Origin of the sequence: Pseudoalteromonas byunsanensis, assembly GCF_001854475.1 — a bacterium.
In the GTDB taxonomy this organism is placed as follows: Bacteria; Pseudomonadota; Gammaproteobacteria; order Enterobacterales; family Alteromonadaceae; genus Pseudoalteromonas; species Pseudoalteromonas byunsanensis.
Window position 1 is genome coordinate 382,945 of record NZ_MNAN01000037.1, and the last position, 17,479, is coordinate 400,423.

Consider the following 17,479-nt stretch of genomic DNA (forward strand, 5'->3'; position numbering starts at 1 on the left):
CTATATCCAGACATTCTAAATCAAACCGTCACCCTGAACTTGTTTCAGGGTCCATCTGCACATCGCGATAAAGCTGACACAAGATCCTGACCTTCGTCAGGATGACAGTGGTGTTTTCTGAGCCGCCTGTGCCTATATCCAGACATTCTAAATCAAACCGTCACCCTGAACTTGTTTCAGGGTCCATCTGCACATTGCGATAAAACTGGCACAAGATCCTGACCTTCGTCAGGATGACAGTGGTGTTTTCTGAGCCGCCTGTACCTATATCCAGACATTCTAAATCAAACTGTCACCCTGAACTTGTTTCAGGGTCCATTTGCACATTGCGATAAAACTGGCACAAGATCCTGACCTTCGTCAGGATGACAGTGGTGTTTTCTGAGCCGCCTGTGTGGCGGTGAACGACATATGACCCAATGAATGACATTGAAGATTTTTCTGAGCCGCCTGTGTGGCGGTGAACTTACCGCAATCAGCAATAAGATCCCCTGTATCTTTTCTGAGCCGCCTGTGTGGCGGTGAACGTAACTTGTCTTGCTATTGAGCTAGAAGCAGATTTCTGAGCCGCCTGTGTGGCGGTGAACAAACAACCAGCCATATCTACGTTCAAGTATGGTTTCTGAGCCGCCTGTGTGGCGGTGAACTGATTGAAGGCTTAGCCAAGCTGATCACTGATTTTCTGAGCCGCCTGTGTGGCGGTGAACTAGTTACGCGGCCTCTAGACCCTTACAAATGTTTTCTGAGCCGCCTGTGTGGCGGTGAACTGTACCGCTTTATCTTGCGATAGTCCCATCGATTTCTGAGCCGCCTGTGTGGCGGTGAACCTGGTATTCAATGTTTGATTGCCTGCCCCGCATTTCTGAGCCGCCTGTGTGGCGGTGAACGCATTGGCAAAATCTACATCATTGCAGGGCCATTTCTGAGCCGCCTGTGTGGCGGTGAACAATATGCAATCATCGGTATTACTCAAAATAACTTTCTGAGCCGCCTGTGTGGCGGTGAACTGGGGCCGTTACCACCCACCCAACTACATTGTTTTCTGAGCCGCCTGTGTGGCGGTGAACACGGTGACGGAAACGGTTGGTCAGTTGTTTACTTTCTGAGCCGCCTGTGTGGCGGTGAACTTTGGGCGGCTCACCACCCTCAAAATTAACTTTTTCTGAGCCGCCTGTGTGGCGGTGAACCAAACCTCTCACTTCCATTGAAAACTTCATGTTTTCTGAGCCGCCTGTGTGGCGGTGAACGTTCCGCCGGTTATGGCAAGAGAAATCACAAATTTCTGAGCCGCCTGTGTGGCGGTGAACTTTTGGTAGCGGAGACTCCTTTAGGTAATAAATTTCTGAGCCGCCTGTGTGGCGGTGAACAGCAAGGGTGTGCCTACTTGGGCCATTTATACTTTCTGAGCCGCCTGTGTGGCGGTGAACATTACGTATCAAATGGCGAACTTTATTCGTTTTTTCTGAGCCGCCTGTGTGGCGGTGAACAATAGAATATTAGCTAAAAAACTCAAGAAATAAACAAGTTATAGCCAATTTAAGAAAAATACCTTATTTTTCTTCGGTTCTTTAGTTTATTGATTTTAAAGAGCATTAATGAGGGGCAACAAAGTATGGTATATCATACCTGATCAACTTTTGCTTTATATTGCCATAGTCACGCATTGGTTGCACACTTCGAAAAACCAACTGTAATCCCCATTTACACCTATCAACCGATTCGCCCTGCACAGAGTTTACACCAGAGGCAAATACACATCGGTGCGTAGGTCGCATTCATCCACTTCGTGAATGAGGTTTAGATACTCAAAGAACACTGGATGGTCGCCAAGTTGCTCTTGGTTTTGCGGTAGCCATTGCTCATACAAAGCATAAATGGTTTTTTCTAAGTTATCATGGCTGCCAAAGTGGGTGGCTTTTGCGCAGCGCATTGCGGGGATCGCTCCGGCTTTTACGCCAAATTCATTGTCTGGAATGGTTGTGCTGTTATGACGCAGTGAGCCGCATATTTTAAATCGAAAAGCTGATTCCTCCATGGTATTTGGGTCGCCGTTAGGAATACCAAAGGTGCGACAATGGGCTATGGGTGAACATTGGCTTTGTCTTCGCCAAGCAACAAACTGGCCTGCACTTTCGTACACGCGTTGTGGGTCTCCACAATGAGTTAAATACGCAATAGGAGTGTGTGCAAACTCGACTATTGATACCTCTAGTGAGTTATTACAGCTGGGTAAAGTAAACTCATATACTTGATACCAGTTTGGCCAATCAGGGTTTTGTCTAAACTGACTTGGCGTTTGCGAAAAGGTACGTTTAAACGCTCGTGAGAACGCTTCACTGCTATCAAATTGTGCCGCTAATGCTATGTCGATAATTTTCATATCAAGTTCAAACGCTAGCTCAAAAGAGGCCCGCTTTAACCGAGCCAACTGCAAAAACTTAATTACACTCACTCCTGTATAAGCCAAAAACACGCGATGAAAATGATACCTAGAAAGGGCCGCTACCTCACTGAGCTGTGTTAAGTCTAACTGTCTATCAAGATGATGATTAATATAGTCGCATACTCTTTGAATGCGATTTTCTAGTGTACCTTTGTGGTCCATTTATTTAATCCCTAAAAATCAAAGCCGTTAGTGTGAATAAGGCAGCTATACTTGTCTTGATTGAAATTGCGCTATTACGGTCAGATTGGCTTTCGTTCTTAAAAAGCGAATGAAAACTTCTAAATACAATAATTTTAATCTTGTAGTAAGAATATAAACTAGCTTCATCGGTCAGCCTATGCTGGTTTTTGAACTTAATGTTATGAGGAATTACTATGAACATGATTAACCCACTTACAAACAATACTCTGTTTGCCAATGTTTCTGTGCTACTAGCTCGTTTTGGTCTATCAGCCATTTTCATTATGGCTGGCTTAAACAAAATTCAACAATATGATGGCAGTGCGCAATATATGGCTTCTGTTGGTTTGCCTGGTGAGCTACTGCCACTCGTTATCGCGCTAGAAGTCATTGGGGGCTTATTTATTCTCATTGGACTTTTAAACCAAATTACCGCTTTGGCACTAGCGCTGTTTTGTGTTGTCAGCGCCATTTTGTTTCATGCTAACTTCGCAGATCAAATGCAGTTTATTATGTTCTTTAAAAACATTGCAATGGCGGGAGGGTTTTTAGTACTGGCTGCACATGGGGCGGGTCAGTGGAGTGTAGACCAAGTCATTACTAATAAATCGAATAATTAACACTCTTTTTAGTCGAGCAAACGTAACACCTAATTTTACATGTTAGGTGTTACGCAGTGCTGTAATGGTTGCCATATATAGCGCTTCGTATTGAGCGTATCACGTGTTCTGATACTTATGTATGGATTAGGAATTTTAAGCACCTTACGTTTGGTAAAGCTACTTTTTTGCAACGCTGCAGCAATGATCACATTTGAAAAAAACAAGCGCTCAAAGCTGCCATCATTAATAGCCTGATCTAACCCCTCGGTGATCCGCTTTCTTAATCTATCATTTTGAGGATTCACAAAAAAATACATGGCCGCGGGGTAACACATCGCAAAGTTCGGTTCAACTATCAGCAAAGGCCTTTGTTCAATTTCTCCCCAAGGTTCATGTAGCGCCCTTGGGAATAGCTCAAAACGCCGTTGCTCTAGCATGTCATGCAAATGAGAGGTATCTGATGTCGCAACATCAAAACCATTTTTTTCATAAATTTTGGTATCAGGCCAATCTACCCCACTGCCCACCGAATAGTTTAACAAATGCATTGGGTTCTTTAGTTTGGCAAACTTATTGGCATCATCTTGGTGGATCAAAAATAATCGCGCGCCCATAAGCCCACGCAATAGTGGAATATATACCACACCGAGCTGCTGCTCACGCCCAATTGAGGTCATGCTCCAGTGCACATCAATAATGTCTTGATTGGCAAGTAAATCTAAAGTTCGACCTTGAGGCACATCATTGAGCATTAACGCCTTGAGTTCAAAGTCGCCGTACTTGGCGGTGCTTTTTTCCATAGCCAAGTGTAACAACGAAATATAATAAGCTTGCTTTGGGTCGTGTATATACTCTGCCATGTTATATCGCACCACATCAGCAGCGTTGGCCAAGGTCCCTACAAAAACCAATAAAACACAGCAGCATAAAACAATGTAATGCACTCGGTATCCTTGCGCTTGGTTGTTTTGTTACTTTCAGTATATAACTTTACTGTGCGACTTTCTGATTAATTCAGCTCAATATGGCAACCTGTTAACTGCTGCTCCCCTTTTAGTTTAGCCGCGCCTCATTTTTGGGATGAACCTCAGTTTCAATCCCACATTTGGGATTTTAGTTTTGAAAATAAATATAATTTAAATTTTTCAATGATTTAACTAATGGCCCAGAGTCCACTATTTAACGCTCAATATTAAGAATACTTATAACAACAGTACCAACCAAAAAAGTACGCCATAGTATGCATCGCCAGTGTTGATGCCAAGGTTGAAGCCCTACTTTGATAAACCAGACCAGCCAAAATACTGCGCTACTTTGACCTTACCCATGGACCAAGCAAAGACAAATTGAACGTAGAAGTTATCAATCACCTTAGGTTAATGCTAAATTAGCCACCATAATAACAATCACTTTGTATTTATTTTATGGCGCTTTTTAAGCTCTTAAAACCACTGGGTATTATTTTCACGATGACACTAAGTAACACATCACTTGCTGGCTCACAGCTCCCTCTTGAGGTGCAGTTGGGCCAAAAGCTCATGCTTGATTTTCGCTATTTTTGCCAACAAGGGAACAGTGAAACATGTCGCTCACCAATGACAACCCTCCCCTCAGAGCTTGCCGATGTAATAAGTAAGTATCACATTGGGGGTGTGATTTTATTCTCTGAAAACACCCAAGACATAGAGCAAATAGTCAACTTAAACAATCAACTACAAAGTGCCGCGCACAAAGCTAAACACCCTCAACCACTACTTATTGCCATTGACCAAGAAGGTGGACGCGTGGCACGCATTAATCGCGAACAGGCCACTTCATTTACTGGCAATATGAGCATAGGTGCGACTTACCCTAAACACGATACTCACTACGCAAGCTCAGTAGCAACGGCCATCGCCAAAGAGCTAACGAGTCTTGGAATTAACGTTAATTTTGCGCCAACCGTTGATGTAAACATGAATGCCGAAAACCCAGTGATTAACGTGCGCTCGTTTTCAGAAGACCCAAATGTGGTTGCCAAATTAGGTGCAGCTCAAGTTAAAGCATTTGAACAGCAGCGAGTGATCTCCGCACTCAAACATTTCCCAGGCCACGGTGATACTCACGTCGACAGCCACACAGGCCTGCCACGTGTAGAGCACAATGAAAAGGTTATTTGGCAAAATGATTTAGCGCCCTTTCAAGCGGTGATCAAAACCAACCCACCGGGCATGATCATGACGGCGCATATTCAATACCCTGCGCTCGATAACAGCACGCTGGAAAACAAACATGGTAAACACATGCTCAAACCTGCCACTATGTCGCGTAAAATTATGCATGACCTGCTGCGCGATAAATTAGGCTACCAAGGAGTGATCATCACTGATGCATTAGACATGGCAGGTATCAGCGATTTTTTTGACGCCAATTCCGCTGTACTCGAAACTTTCAAAGCCGGAGTCGATATTGCGCTAATGCCTATTACCATTCGCACCCCCAGTGATATCGGAAAATTAGAAAAGCTCTTGCAAACTCTCACCAAAGCCGTCAACCAAGGACAGCTGAATGAGCATGAGGTAGCACTATCGGCGCAGCGTATTTATGAACTAAAAAAGCGTTTTTTCAACAAAAAAACCAAGGTTTCAGCCAGTATTGCGCGCGCAACACTGGGTAACCCTAGTCATAGAAAGTTAGAAGCAGAGCTTGCATTAGCGGCAATCACACAAGTAAAAAATTCAGATCTGTTACCGGTTGATATCAAAGTTAACAGCAAAGTACATATTATTATGCCTGATCAGCGCAAGTGTGAGGCAATGCGCCAAGCGCTTGAACTATATAGTAAAGCCCCTTTACAAATTAGTTGTAGTAGCTTGCAAGGCTTTGATCCCAAGATTGCCCATGCAGCTATTAAGCAAGCCGATTGGGTGATAGGCGCACATGCGAGTCCGCAACAAAGTGCGGTTGAAATTGGCGGTATGGAAGATGTTAGTAAACTAGAAGAGTTCGCTCTATCTCGTCAAGAGCAGCCCAGCGCGCTCAAAGCACTTTTGAAGTATGCGAAAAAGCAGCAAAAACAAACGCTGTTTATTAGCCTACGAGCTCCATATGAAATCTCTCAATTTTCGCCCTACAGCGATGCTGTGCTGGCAAGCTATGCTTATAATATTGATGTAGATAATAGCAACCGCGTTGCGGGCCCCGCATTTACCGCGCTAGCACAGGTGATATTAGGCCAAGCGCAAGCTCATGGTACACTGCCAGTAACGATAAAATAGGATAAGATAGATGCTGTTAAACTGTGATTTAGGTGAAAGCTTCGGCGCTTGGACTATGGGCTTGGATGAGCAGGCTATGGCCGTTATTGACTGTGCCAATATCGCCTGTGGTTTTCATGGTGGAGACCCAGACATCATAGCCAAAACACTCGAGCTGGCCAAACAACATAGTGTCACCATAGGCGCTCACCCGAGTTACCCAGATCTGCAAGGCTTTGGACGTCGCTCTATGAAACTCTCGCCGCAAACCCTCAAAAATACTTTGCATTATCAAATCGCGGCTTTGGATGGCATGGCACAATGCCAAGGACTATCAGTCAGTTATGTTAAACCCCATGGCGCACTTTACAATGACATGATGGCAGATGAATCCATCTTGCAAAGCGTGATCCAAACAATCGCCCATTACCCCAAACCATTAAAGCTCATGATTTTGGCTACTGCAAAACAAGAAGAGCATCAAAACCTTGCCAACGAATATGGTGTTAACCTTATGTTTGAAGCATTTGCTGACAGGCTTTATACAGATAAGGGATTATTGACGCCACGCAGCCAACCAAATGCCGTACATGGCAAACCTGCGCTGATGGCACAGGTAAAACAGTTAGTTGAACAGGGCTCAGTTACAACCAACACGGGTAAGCAACTACCACTAAAAGCTGATACGCTGTGTGTACATGGTGACAATGAAGCCAGTATCGCGCTCGTCAAAGAGATCAGTATTTTACTAACTAGAACATAACTACTCTAAAATTACACGATCTCCATGGCTCGGAGGGGTTGAAATAACCAGTATGTTCAATATTTCTGATGAGACATTTTTTAGTTGATGTGGCGTATTGGCACTAACATGCACCCCCTGCCCCGCTGTGAGACTCAACACCTTACCAGCCACTTCTAGTTGCGCCTGTCCTTGTAAAATATAAAAGAACTGCTCTGAAAAATGATGAAAATGCCTTACTTCTTGAGCTCCTGCAGGCACCCGCTCTTGGATCACACTCAAGCCAGATGTTGCAGCTAAGTGCCAACCATCACAGACTTCACCCCACTGATAATGCTCAGAATTATCAGTGCTCACGACTTTACTCATAATACTTTCCACCACCATTGAATGATTAAACTTATTACAGACAATAAAAAACCGAGCATAAAGCTCGGCTTAAAATTACCATTGATAATTTAGTTTTTCACGATGGCATTATGATAAACGTTTTGTACGTCATCACAGTCTTCTAACATGCCCATGAACTTTTCAAAGTTAGCAATGTCATCAGCATCTGTGATTTCAACATGTGTTTGTGGCACGAAAGTAATTTCGTCAACTTCAAAGTTAATGCCTTCAAAAGCTTCTGTAAGTGCCGTTTTTGCTTTGTAGTATTCTGTATGAGGTGCAAATACAGAGACCTTACCGTCTTCTACTTCAACGTCAGTAACATCAACATCAGCCATCATTAGAGCTTCAAGAACAGCTTCATCGTCATCGCCATCAAAACCTAAAATGGCTAGGTGATCAAACATGTGCGCAACACAGCCTGGGCTACCAATTTTTGAGTCGGTTTTAGTAAATGGAAGACGTACATCTTTAATAGTACGGTTTGGGTTGTCAGTTAAGCAATCCACGATAACCATACAGTTGCCTGGTCCATAACCCTCATAACGAGCCGCGGCATAGTCTTCACCTGCACCACCGGCTGCTTTTTCAACCGCCTTATCAATAACGTGTGCTGGAACCTGATCTTTCTTAGCTTTATCAATCAAACGGCGTAAAGACAAGTTTGTTTCAGGGTCAGGGCCGCCATTTTTCGCTACAACGTAAATTTCTTTACCATATTTTGAGTTTACTTTGGTTTTTGCCGCCGCCGTTTTTGCCATGGCGTTCTTGCGGACTTCAAATGCTCTGCCCATCTTAATTCTCGTTTTATAGATTAAATAAATTAAATTGGCGAGATTTTAACAAGACTCTCGCCATTGGGCTAGCGTTTGATGGGCTTTGTCTTCGGTTACTTAACCGAAAGCTTTTATAAGCTGTGGTAAATCATCAAACGAATGCAATATATGATGTGCCTGACTGGCATAATGAGGTATCTCGTGCGGCGCATAAAGGCAAGAGCGCATTTTAGCATTATGGGCTGCTTGAATGTCGTAAAGATAATCTCCAACATACATGCAGTGATTAGGTGTAAAATGCCACTGTTTTGCGATATGTAGCAAACCGCTTGGGTTTGGTTTAGCTGGGGCATCATCTCGGGTTAGCATCAGCGAAATAGGCACATTGCATTGACTCAACTTTAATTTCGCAGCGCGACCAAAGTTACGAGTTACTATCGCCATAGGTATTTGCATCAAAGTGAGTTGCTCAAGACACTTAGCAACCCCCGGCATCAATTGCGCGTTATGCGCATCGAGCATTTCATGCTGATGTACAATGTTCATTGCTTCTTGACGCATGTATGGTGAGGGGAGTTGGGAGATAAAATCTAGCAAATCCAGATCTCGAGGGCACCCTACCTGTGCTTTGATCAGCTGAAAATCCAATTCAGAGCTAACTAATGTGCCATCTAAATCAAATATCACACCTTTAATTTGCTGTTGTATCATTACACTACTTTGTGAGCACGCCTGTGCATTAAGCTGTAACATCATAATCCCTGCCATTATCGGCGAATGTAATTAAACCATAGGTTACGAATAGCCATCTTGCAAAGCGCTGCACTAATGATTTATCAGTGCTGTTGCTTAGATGAGAATCCCCCTTATTGCACCTAACAAAACAAAATGGTCCTAGTTTGTTAGCGTCCAAAAGACACATTATCCTTCAAGTAACGCGCAAAATCACTTTTCATCTTAGAACAATAAAAAATAGACTATGCGCAAATTCGAATAAGTACTAAATATGGCAATAAAATACCGTGCCAACTCGCCATTTTTCAAAATTATTGTGTCTATTTTGTAAATAAATAAAAAAACCTCAATTAATAGTTGATATTTGATCGAAATTGTCTTTAAAATCCCGCACTTTTTTATTTCGTGCAAAAATGCCATAAAAAGTTGGCCCCAGTTTTGCTCGTATAAATGAACCCGTTTAGCAATAGAAATGTGGTGAGCAGTATGGATTTTTACATCCTGAAAAAACAAGAGAAGCTTGTTGCCATTCCTGCGGATGAGCAAAATTGCAAAGAGTATTTAGATGACGGCTACTTTTATGTCGATAAAGTGGCGGCATGTAATGAAAAATCAGCTTTGAAAGCGCTTCAAGCCAAGCAAGTCAAGGCATTTAAAACACCTGCCGTATTGTTATTGCTTGTTTTACCTATAATTCTTTTTGCTTGGATGCAAATAAGCCGCTGACCAAATAGCTCTGGCAATGTTATATTAGTGTTTCTATCGTCAAGGAAACGCTGAATGAAAGTATTGCATACATCTGATTGGCACCTAGGCCAACAGTTTTATGAGCACAGTCGCACCGATGAGCAACAGGCTTTTTTAGATTGGCTTGTTGATACATTAGCATCGCAGAATATCGATCTGCTGCTAATCGCGGGAGACATTTACCATACGGCCACACCACCTGCCAGTGCCGAACAGCAGCTCTACACTTTTATAAAGCAAGCAAAACACGCATGTCCTGATTTACATGTTGTCATAATTGCAGGCAATCATGATTCAGCAAACCGTATTGAAACAGCCAAGCCTTTATTACAACTATTTGATACTCATGTGGTAGGTCGTTTTGATAGACAAGCTCCCGAGCAAGTGATCAAGACTATAGCAACCAAAAACGGGACCGCTCATGTTGTTGCAATGCCATTTCTGCGAGTTTCAGATATTTCAATGACCAGCGACATAAGCTATCAAAGTGCCGTTGCTGAAGCCTACAATCAGGCTATAGAATCGCTATTAGCAAACCCACTTACAGAACAAGAACCACTCATTCTGATGGGCCATTTGCATGCCAAAGGTGGTGATATTTCAAGTGACTCTGAACGCAATATCTCAATTGGTGGGTTTGAATCGATAAATGCAAATATTTTTAGTCAACATGCAGACTACGTGGCTCTTGGGCACTTGCACAAGGCCCAAACTGTAGCCAAAAGCGAACATATCCGCTATAGCGGTACCCCACTCCCAATGTCGTTTTCTGAACGTAACTATCAGCACCAAGTTTTAGTAGCTGAATTTGACGGCAAGCAGCTGAGCTCTGTAAACCCCCTTTACGTGCCACGCCATCAAAATGTGGTGCTGCTTCCAGAGCGTGGAGGCGCAGACTTAAATAGTTTGTGTGACATGATCAATGAACTTAAATTTGACCCTAATACACCTCCTAGCTATGTCCGTCTACGTATGAAAAGCAGTGAAACCAACAGTCAATTTAGGGCCATTATCGATGAGGCACTAAAAGATAAACCCATATTATTCTGTGGTATAGAACGGGTAAGTGAACAAGCTCATCAACAAAATGAGGTTTTTACAGATTTAGGTCAAGTTGAACAACTTGATCCAATGACTTTACTTGCTCTGGCATTTGCACAACAAGTAGATGCCAACGAACCCGTTCCAGATGCGTTAAAGGATTGTCTAGCACACGTGATCAACTCTATGGATGAAGAGCCAAACACATGAAATTACTGAATATCACCATTAGCAACCTTGCATCTTTAACTAAGGCCGCTGTTGATTTTGAACAAGCACCATTGAGCCACAGTGGGCTTTTTGCTATCACCGGTGATACTGGGGCAGGAAAAAGTACATTACTTGACGGTATCTGTTTGGCGCTTTATGGAAAAACTGCAAGATTGAGAAATGACTTAAAAAACACCGTAGAGTTTAATGGCGACGATATTAAGCTCAATGACCCCAGAAACTTATTACGCAGAGGATGCGCACATGGGCAAGCTGAGGTGCAATTTGTTGGTCAGGATGGAGAGCGCTACCTTGCACGCTGGAAGATCGAGCGGGCGAGAAAAAAAACAGATGGTAAGCTTAAAAGACCAGAGCACATTTTATTTAAAGTAGCAGACGAGTCACAACTCACACAATCTAGCAGCGCCACCGTCAACAAGATAGAGCAATTGATAGGGCTAAACTTTGAACAGTTTACACGCGCCGTATTGCTTGCTCAGCATGAATTTGCCGCTTTCTTAAAAGCAAGTGCTGATGAACGGGCACAGCTGCTAGAGTGTTTGACAGGAACTGATAAGTTCAGTCGACTTGGACAGGCAATTTTTGAGCATCACAAAGAGAAAAAAAGCCAACTTGAGCAACTACAGAATTCGCTTGCCAATTATCACATTTTATCCGATGAAGAATTAGCTTCTCTTAAAGACACAATTACCACACTGAACGGTCAGCTTACTCAGTTAAAAGCACAAAGCACACAGTATCAGCAAGATATACAATGGCTTACCCAAAAAGAGCAGTACCAACTCAAGCTGCAACACTATCAGCAGCAACTACAAGATTTAGAATCTGACATACAGCAACAAGCAGCTAAGATCGAGCAAGCACAGCTTGCACAGCTTACTCAGCAAATCGCCGATAACCGGCAACAAGCAAGCACACTCGTTAGCCAACACGAAAAGCTGACACATCAATACGACGAGCTGATAAAGCAAGACTACCAACACCAATTAGAAGTACAACAAGCTTTGGTTGCTGAGTCTGAGCGCTCACAACGAGCAGCCCAGGAAAAACTAAAAAACCACGAACCAGATATCAAGCTAGTCAGAACACTTGATAACAAACGATATGCCAACGCGCAACAACTTGAAGACAATAAAAAGCAACTTGCAATTACCGAACAGCAGTTGCAGGAGCTCCTTGAGCAAATAAAGCAAACAGACAAGCTATTAAAAGACAACCAACAAACACAAAACGAGCAGTTAAAGCAGCTTGAACAACACGCTACATTAAAAAGAGCGTTAGATAATTGGTCTTACCTTGAAAGTACTTTCGACAATATTAGTCAATCGACAGAGCACATAGAAAACCTAAAAAATAATTATAATCAGCAGTATGACGAGCGCTCTAAATTGGAGTTAAAGCTTGCTCCTTTGACGGCGAAAATACAAAACCAACAGAGCAACCATACGGCTTTACAGGAGCAGTTAGACAGGCTGCAAAAACAGTTGGCAACATTGGACTATGAAGCACTGCAAAAGCAAAGTTACAGTTTGAAGTCAGCGTTGCAGCTCTCACTGGATGGACAAAAAAATGACCATGAGCAGTTACAATTAGCCGCTAATATTGATAAGTACCGTCACCAACATCATACTTTACAGCTTCAACTGAAAGATACTGAAAAACAAGTAGATTTACAAAAACAAAGAGCACTACTCACACAAGAAAACGTCACTCAAGTACAACTACGTGCCAGTGAAAAAGTCAGTGCTCTACGTGCCCAACTTAAAACAGGGCAGGAGTGTATGGTCTGTGGTGCGACAGAGCATCCCTATGGAGTTGATCACATAGATAGCCATTGGCAAAACTTGATTGCCGACTTTTCTGAGCAACAACAAAAAGCAGAACAGGCGCTAACTCAGGCACAGCAGCGCCACAACGATCAAGTAATTGCAAATGAACAGGTCAATACTCAGTTACAAGTCTCTTTGCAGCGTAAGTCGCAATTACAAGAGCAGCATGCAAAAATAAGCAATTCCCTAAAAGAGCTGGGATTTGAAGAGTATGTTGATATCGACGTGAGTCAGCAACGTTTAGAAGAGATAGAAGACAAACTCAACCGTTATAGTGAACTGAGCAAAACTCAACAACAGCTTTGGCAACAATTACAAACATATCAGCACGAACTGACACAATGCCAAACTCAACATAGTGAGATACAGCAAAAAATTCAGAGTCTAAGTGCTGCTCTTGACGCCAATACACAGCAGCAAAACGATGCTAGAAATACCATAGCTCAATTAAAACACAAGGCTCAACAGCATTACTCAGACAATACATGGTGGCAACAGTATGAGCAAAACATGCACAGTGCCATACAGTCACTTACCAGTAAAGTTAATGAATTTGCCAAATGGCAAGAGACTTTAGCTCAGCTACAAAATACGCAGCAACAACTAGACGCACAGCAGCGTAACAATGAACAACACCAAGGCAAACTGCAACAAACTTTGACACAGCAGCAAAGCGTAGTAACACAATTGCACAATACCCTGGATGAGCTTGATTCTCAGCGCAAAGTCATACTGCCACTTACTCGTAGCGCCGATGAATGGTTTAATGAGCTGCAATCTGAATGTGAGCATTGCAACTCAAAATGGACAGCACATAAGAATACGCTGACACAGCTAGAACAGGCTGCGCGCCAACAACATATTCAACTAGAGCATCTAAAAAACCAACTTGCGGATAACCAAGCACAACAAATTTCCGTAGAACAGCGTTTTGATGAGTGGTTAGCAACACAGCGCCAGCAACATAGTGAACTTAACGCTGCCACTGTGGCAGAATTGCTCGCGGTACCATTTAAGCAATACGAACATATCTTGAAAAATAGCCAGCAACTGCACCTGCAACACACACAAGCACTCGCTAGACTCAACCACCTTCATGAAGAGATTGAGCAACATCAAGCGCAAGCCAGAACAACAGAATCACTCGATCAGCTAGCGCAATTGCAAGCCGATCTCAATCTGCAAATCGAGCAAGTACAGGCACACTGGCTCGATAACAATACACAATTGAAGCAACATGAGCAGAATGTAGCAAACAGGCAAGTGCAGCAAAACGAGCTATCACGCTTGCAAGCACAGTACGAACACTGGCATTTGTTAGATAAACTCCTCGGTGACGCAACTGGTAAAAAACTACGTAACGTAGCCCAGACGCAAACCTTAAAAATTCTGTTGCAATACGCCAACCAACACCTCAGCAGCCTATCCAAACGATATCGACTGAGCATTATCGGACATTCACTCAATATTGCGATTATTGACAAAGACATGGCCGATGAGCAACGCTCAGTGAACACCCTCTCTGGAGGGGAATCATTTTTGGTATCATTAGCTCTGGCGCTAGGATTGGCGTCCTTGTCAGCCAATAAAGTACAGATCAGTTCACTGTTCATAGATGAAGGATTTGGAACATTAGACCCGGAAACTTTAAGTGTTGCATTGGATGCGTTAGACTCATTACAAGCTCAAGGGCGTAAGGTGGGTGTGATCTCTCACGTCAGCGAAATGACCGAACGAGTAGCGACTCAAATTCACGTTAAAAAACAACCGGGTGGCTACTCAAGCATTCAAATTAAAGGACAGATCTAATGCCAAATTTTCAAGCTGATGAAGCAAAAAGCTACGAGCAACGCATAACTAGACTCATCCCCGGCTACGAATTACTGCATGAACTCACCGCAGCCCAGTTGAAAACACTGCTACCAGACGAAGCAACGATACTTGTGATAGGAGCTGGCACAGGCAAAGATATTTTGGCTCTGGCACAGCTTAACCCACACTGGCGTTTTATTGCACAAGATATTTCAGCCGATATGCTTGCGATAGCAGATCAAAATTTTACTAACTTAGGTCTAAGCTCCAGAGTCTCTATTGTCTGTGGCGAACTTGACTCTAACTTGGGTCATGTTGATGCTGCAATATGCCTTTTGGTCATGCATTTCTTGCCAGACAACGGAGATAAACAAGCACTACTAAAAACTATTCGAGCGCAATTACCTAGTCGCGCGCCACTGTTTTTAGCCGACCTCATGGCGCCTGAAACCGAATTTGAACGTGAATCGCAACTTGTGGCGTGTAGAGAGCTTGGCTTGACCGAGGTTGGTGAGCAACGTATGCGCCATAACCTGCAGCATGAATTCTTCGCGTTGGACAGAATGCGCTTAGCTGAATTACTTGCACAAAGCGGCTTTGGTTCACCTCACAGCTACTTCAAAGCGCTCGGTTTTACAGGGATTGTTTGTCGTGCCGAATAGCAACGTAACGAAGTTGCTTTTGCAAGGTTTGTAGATTAAACGGTTTGACCATCAAACCGTCAATTTTTGCAGAGATCAGATTGAGCACAGTTTCTTTATTATCATCACAGGTAACAACAAGAATTGCCAAATGAGATAGACTTAGTTCTTTGCGAACTTTGTCGATAAGCATTTTGCCATTCACTTTAGGCATATTTAAATCTGTTATTAATAAATCAAAATGATGAGTGTTAAGTAGCTTTAAGGCATGCTTGCCATCTGTCGCTTCAACGATGTCTTCATATTCCAAACGACGTAACATGTTTATCATTACATGGCGCATCAATGGCATATCATCTACAACGAGAATTTTCATATTGATACCTCTGTCCTTGAATAGGCCTAAATGTATCTCGGTGATTTAATTTTAGATTAGTTCAATCCTCGTAGAATATCGCATAGTTTATTGATTTTAATATTGCTCAATTGCCTGTAATCTAGAAATGGACACACCACCACACGATGATTATTATCAACAGCAAACTCCTCATCCAGCCACACCAATGAGTTAGTAAAAATATGATCTCTAAATAACCTTTTAGCGTATGTTCTTCCAGCAATAACATGATAGCGATACTGATTTGCTGACAAATCAGGGACCGAAAACAGTAGCGCTTCTTGACTATGACTTTGCAGTAAGCACTCATCGCGATATGATTGCCAGCTATCATAGTTAGTATAATTATGATCTGAATGCTCTAGCTGACCCAGTATTTTCGCATACACATTGAAAATTTTTCGCCAACCATTCCCAGAGGCCTGATTGATCATGGCTACCTCTCCTAGGCTAAGCGGTTGAACTTCAGTCAGATTTTTATATTCAAGCATAGGAGGGCAATGCTCGATATAAATAGCTATCAAACCAGAGCTTGCCCCAAAGCCACGAGTTAGTATTTTCATGACCTGGCTTTTGTAAGTATGCGGTCTAGCGCGTTACCAAAAGCCTGTTTGTCTGCGCTGGAGAGCTTGGCTGGTCCACCGCTCATTTCAACGCCGCTGCTACGCATCGTATCCATGAAGTCTCGCATATTTAATATAGATTTAATATTGTGTATCGTGTATTCCTCACCCCGAGGATTGATTGCCAGCACTCCTTGTTCCACGACTTCTGCTGCGAGTGGTATATCTGCGGTGATGACAACATCGCCCTTTTGTATACGCTTGACGATTTCATTATCCGCAATATCAAACCCCTTACTCACTTGTAACAAACTAACATACTGTGTAGCAGGTACACGCATCGAATGGTTAGCGACCAAGGTGGTTATTGTTTTAGTACGTTCAGCCGCACGGAAGATAATTTCTTTTATCACTGCAGGACAGGCGTCTGCATCAACCCAAATTTTCATGGTATTGGTTACCTAATCTAAAACTTAGTATAAGAATGATCTTAACGGTTCTTCTTCGCGTAACCTACTATTATTTGGATAAAATACTTAGGAACATAAATGAAAGCGTCAATTTTATGCGCCACGCTACTATTTTTACTAACTGCCTGTACAGGGTTACCCCAAGGTATCAAGCCTGTGAACAACTTCGAGCTACAAAAATACCAGGGAAAATGGTACGAGATAGCGCGGCTGGATCACAGCTTTGAACGAGGTTTAAACAACATCAGTGCAAACTACTCGATAAATGATGATGGTACAGTGAAAGTCATTAATCGTGGCTATGATAAACAGCAACGGTCATGGCAACTGGCTGAGGGCAAAGCAAAGTTTGTGGGTGATGAAACGACAGGGCACCTCAAGGTCTCATTCTTCGGCCCTTTTTACGGCTCGTACGTCATTTTTAAGCTAGATAAGGAACAGTACCAGTACGCCTACATTACAAGTTACAACAAAGATTATTTATGGCTGCTTTCACGTACGCCAACGCTCGATAAAGCTATCATTGCAGACTTTGTTCATACTGCGCAACAATACGGTTTCGATGTAGAGCAACTAATCTATGTTCAACATAATGAAGTGCAATGATAATTCACTTTGTGATTGTAAAGCCCCTTTACAGT

The 17,479-nt window shown here is 42.8% G+C and carries 16 protein-coding genes and 1 CRISPR repeat array; of the genes, 8 read left to right on the forward strand and 8 right to left on the reverse strand.

All coding sequences use genetic code 11. The features are described from left to right. The first annotated feature begins 378 nt into the window (after positions 1 to 378). A CRISPR array of direct repeats spans positions 379 to 1,487; the repeat unit is 28 nt; unit sequence TTTCTGAGCCGCCTGTGTGGCGGTGAAC. A 248-nt stretch (positions 1,488 to 1,735) separates the two neighbouring features. Continuing rightward, positions 1,736 to 2,605, reverse strand: a complete 870-nt coding sequence (locus BIW53_RS20055) for an AraC family transcriptional regulator (protein WP_070993787.1) — start codon at positions 2,603 to 2,605, stop codon at positions 1,736 to 1,738. 215 nt (positions 2,606 to 2,820) lie between these two features. Between BIW53_RS20055 and BIW53_RS20065 the strand changes: the two genes are divergently transcribed. Next, positions 2,821 to 3,246, forward strand: coding sequence for a DoxX family protein (locus BIW53_RS20065; protein ID WP_070993789.1), 426 nt, complete (start codon positions 2,821 to 2,823; stop codon positions 3,244 to 3,246). 35 nt (positions 3,247 to 3,281) lie between these two features. Here BIW53_RS20065 and BIW53_RS20070 read toward each other — a convergent pair whose 3' ends face one another. After that, the gene (locus BIW53_RS20070; RefSeq protein WP_245699498.1) at positions 3,282 to 4,088 is read right to left on the reverse strand and encodes a hypothetical protein; all 807 of its coding nucleotides are present in this window, start codon (positions 4,086 to 4,088) and stop codon (positions 3,282 to 3,284) included. Positions 4,089 to 4,697: 609 nt separating this feature from the next. Between BIW53_RS20070 and BIW53_RS20075 the strand changes: the two genes are divergently transcribed. Together BIW53_RS20075 and BIW53_RS20080 are read left to right on the forward strand one after the other, a co-directional pair. Continuing rightward, a complete protein-coding gene (locus tag BIW53_RS20075; RefSeq protein ID WP_070993883.1) occupies positions 4,698 to 6,485 on the forward strand; it encodes a glycoside hydrolase family 3 protein in 1,788 nt (595 codons plus the stop codon). A gap of 10 nt (positions 6,486 to 6,495) precedes the next feature. Beyond that, positions 6,496 to 7,227, forward strand: a complete 732-nt coding sequence (locus tag BIW53_RS20080) for a 5-oxoprolinase subunit PxpA (RefSeq protein WP_070993791.1) — start codon at positions 6,496 to 6,498, stop codon at positions 7,225 to 7,227. Here the strand turns inward: BIW53_RS20080 and BIW53_RS20085 are convergent, their stop codons facing one another. The 3 genes from BIW53_RS20085 to BIW53_RS20095 all read right to left on the reverse strand — a co-directional run bounded on the left by BIW53_RS20085 (position 7,228) and on the right by BIW53_RS20095 (position 9,128). Beyond that, positions 7,228 to 7,575: a cupin domain-containing protein gene (locus BIW53_RS20085; protein WP_070993792.1), complete on the reverse strand. Its 348-nt coding sequence runs from the start codon at positions 7,573 to 7,575 to the stop codon at positions 7,228 to 7,230. Positions 7,576 to 7,664: 89 nt separating this feature from the next. Further along, complete coding sequence (locus tag BIW53_RS20090) at positions 7,665 to 8,390, reverse strand: YebC/PmpR family DNA-binding transcriptional regulator (protein WP_070993793.1); 726 nt, start codon at positions 8,388 to 8,390, stop codon at positions 7,665 to 7,667. Positions 8,391 to 8,489: 99 nt separating this feature from the next. Further along, positions 8,490 to 9,128: an HAD family hydrolase gene (locus tag BIW53_RS20095; protein WP_415839077.1), complete on the reverse strand. Its 639-nt coding sequence runs from the start codon at positions 9,126 to 9,128 to the stop codon at positions 8,490 to 8,492. A 465-nt stretch (positions 9,129 to 9,593) separates the two neighbouring features. On the opposite strand from BIW53_RS20095, the gene BIW53_RS20100 reads away from it, so the two are divergent. From BIW53_RS20100 to BIW53_RS20115, 4 genes are read left to right on the forward strand one after another with little or no spacing between them, the layout of a single operon-like run. Next, the gene (locus tag BIW53_RS20100; protein ID WP_070993794.1) at positions 9,594 to 9,833 is read left to right on the forward strand and encodes a hypothetical protein; all 240 of its coding nucleotides are present in this window, start codon (positions 9,594 to 9,596) and stop codon (positions 9,831 to 9,833) included. 54 nt (positions 9,834 to 9,887) lie between these two features. After that, positions 9,888 to 11,105, forward strand: coding sequence for an exonuclease SbcCD subunit D C-terminal domain-containing protein (locus BIW53_RS20105; protein WP_070993795.1), 1,218 nt, complete (start codon positions 9,888 to 9,890; stop codon positions 11,103 to 11,105). Further along, positions 11,102 to 14,764, forward strand: a complete 3,663-nt coding sequence (locus BIW53_RS20110) for an SbcC/MukB-like Walker B domain-containing protein (RefSeq protein ID WP_070993796.1) — start codon at positions 11,102 to 11,104, stop codon at positions 14,762 to 14,764. The genes BIW53_RS20105 and BIW53_RS20110 overlap by 4 nt, the downstream gene beginning before the upstream one ends. Continuing rightward, positions 14,764 to 15,429 (forward strand): class I SAM-dependent methyltransferase, encoded by a 666-nt coding sequence (locus BIW53_RS20115; RefSeq protein ID WP_070993797.1) that lies wholly within the window; start codon positions 14,764 to 14,766, stop codon positions 15,427 to 15,429. Before BIW53_RS20110 ends, BIW53_RS20115 begins: the two co-directional genes overlap by 1 nt. On the opposite strand, the gene BIW53_RS20120 is transcribed toward BIW53_RS20115, so the two are convergent. Genes BIW53_RS20120 through BIW53_RS20130 form a run of 3 tightly spaced genes read right to left on the reverse strand, consistent with a single transcriptional unit; the run spans position 15,401 to position 16,817 of the window. After that, the gene (locus BIW53_RS20120) at positions 15,401 to 15,784 is read right to left on the reverse strand and encodes a response regulator (RefSeq protein ID WP_070993798.1); all 384 of its coding nucleotides are present in this window, start codon (positions 15,782 to 15,784) and stop codon (positions 15,401 to 15,403) included. The two genes, BIW53_RS20115 and BIW53_RS20120, sit on opposite strands and share 29 nt — an antisense overlap. Before the next feature lie 56 nt (positions 15,785 to 15,840). Next, a complete protein-coding gene (locus BIW53_RS20125) occupies positions 15,841 to 16,368 on the reverse strand; it encodes a DUF6942 family protein (protein ID WP_070993799.1) in 528 nt (175 codons plus the stop codon). Next, positions 16,365 to 16,817, reverse strand: coding sequence for a YaiI/YqxD family protein (locus BIW53_RS20130; RefSeq protein WP_070993800.1), 453 nt, complete (start codon positions 16,815 to 16,817; stop codon positions 16,365 to 16,367). The genes BIW53_RS20125 and BIW53_RS20130 overlap by 4 nt, the downstream gene beginning before the upstream one ends. Before the next feature lie 99 nt (positions 16,818 to 16,916). On the opposite strand from BIW53_RS20130, the gene BIW53_RS20135 reads away from it, so the two are divergent. Beyond that, on the forward strand, positions 16,917 to 17,444 hold the full coding sequence (locus tag BIW53_RS20135) for a lipocalin family protein (RefSeq protein WP_070993801.1): 528 nt from the start codon (positions 16,917 to 16,919) through the stop codon (positions 17,442 to 17,444). Positions 17,445 to 17,479 lie beyond the last annotated feature (35 nt).

Bases quoted from the DNA above. Each gene is read 5' to 3' on its own strand.
- BIW53_RS20055 (WP_070993787.1), bottom strand. From the start codon at position 2,605: ATGGACCACAAAGGTACACTAGAAAATCGCATTCAAAGAGTATGCGAC.
- BIW53_RS20065 (WP_070993789.1), top strand. From the start codon at position 2,821: ATGAACATGATTAACCCACTTACAAACAATACTCTGTTTGCCAATGTT.
- BIW53_RS20070 (WP_245699498.1), bottom strand. From the start codon at position 4,088: ATGGCAGAGTATATACACGACCCAAAGCAAGCTTATTATATTTCGTTG.
- BIW53_RS20075 (WP_070993883.1), top strand. From the start codon at position 4,698: ATGACACTAAGTAACACATCACTTGCTGGCTCACAGCTCCCTCTTGAG.
- BIW53_RS20080 (WP_070993791.1), top strand. From the start codon at position 6,496: ATGCTGTTAAACTGTGATTTAGGTGAAAGCTTCGGCGCTTGGACTATG.
- BIW53_RS20085 (WP_070993792.1), bottom strand. From the start codon at position 7,575: ATGAGTAAAGTCGTGAGCACTGATAATTCTGAGCATTATCAGTGGGGT.
- BIW53_RS20090 (WP_070993793.1), bottom strand. From the start codon at position 8,390: ATGGGCAGAGCATTTGAAGTCCGCAAGAACGCCATGGCAAAAACGGCG.
- BIW53_RS20095 (WP_415839077.1), bottom strand. From the start codon at position 9,128: ATGATGTTACAGCTTAATGCACAGGCGTGCTCACAAAGTAGTGTAATG.
- BIW53_RS20100 (WP_070993794.1), top strand. From the start codon at position 9,594: ATGGATTTTTACATCCTGAAAAAACAAGAGAAGCTTGTTGCCATTCCT.
- BIW53_RS20105 (WP_070993795.1), top strand. From the start codon at position 9,888: ATGAAAGTATTGCATACATCTGATTGGCACCTAGGCCAACAGTTTTAT.
- BIW53_RS20110 (WP_070993796.1), top strand. From the start codon at position 11,102: ATGAAATTACTGAATATCACCATTAGCAACCTTGCATCTTTAACTAAG.
- BIW53_RS20115 (WP_070993797.1), top strand. From the start codon at position 14,764: ATGCCAAATTTTCAAGCTGATGAAGCAAAAAGCTACGAGCAACGCATA.
- BIW53_RS20120 (WP_070993798.1), bottom strand. From the start codon at position 15,784: ATGAAAATTCTCGTTGTAGATGATATGCCATTGATGCGCCATGTAATG.
- BIW53_RS20125 (WP_070993799.1), bottom strand. From the start codon at position 16,368: ATGAAAATACTAACTCGTGGCTTTGGGGCAAGCTCTGGTTTGATAGCT.
- BIW53_RS20130 (WP_070993800.1), bottom strand. From the start codon at position 16,817: ATGAAAATTTGGGTTGATGCAGACGCCTGTCCTGCAGTGATAAAAGAA.
- BIW53_RS20135 (WP_070993801.1), top strand. From the start codon at position 16,917: ATGAAAGCGTCAATTTTATGCGCCACGCTACTATTTTTACTAACTGCC.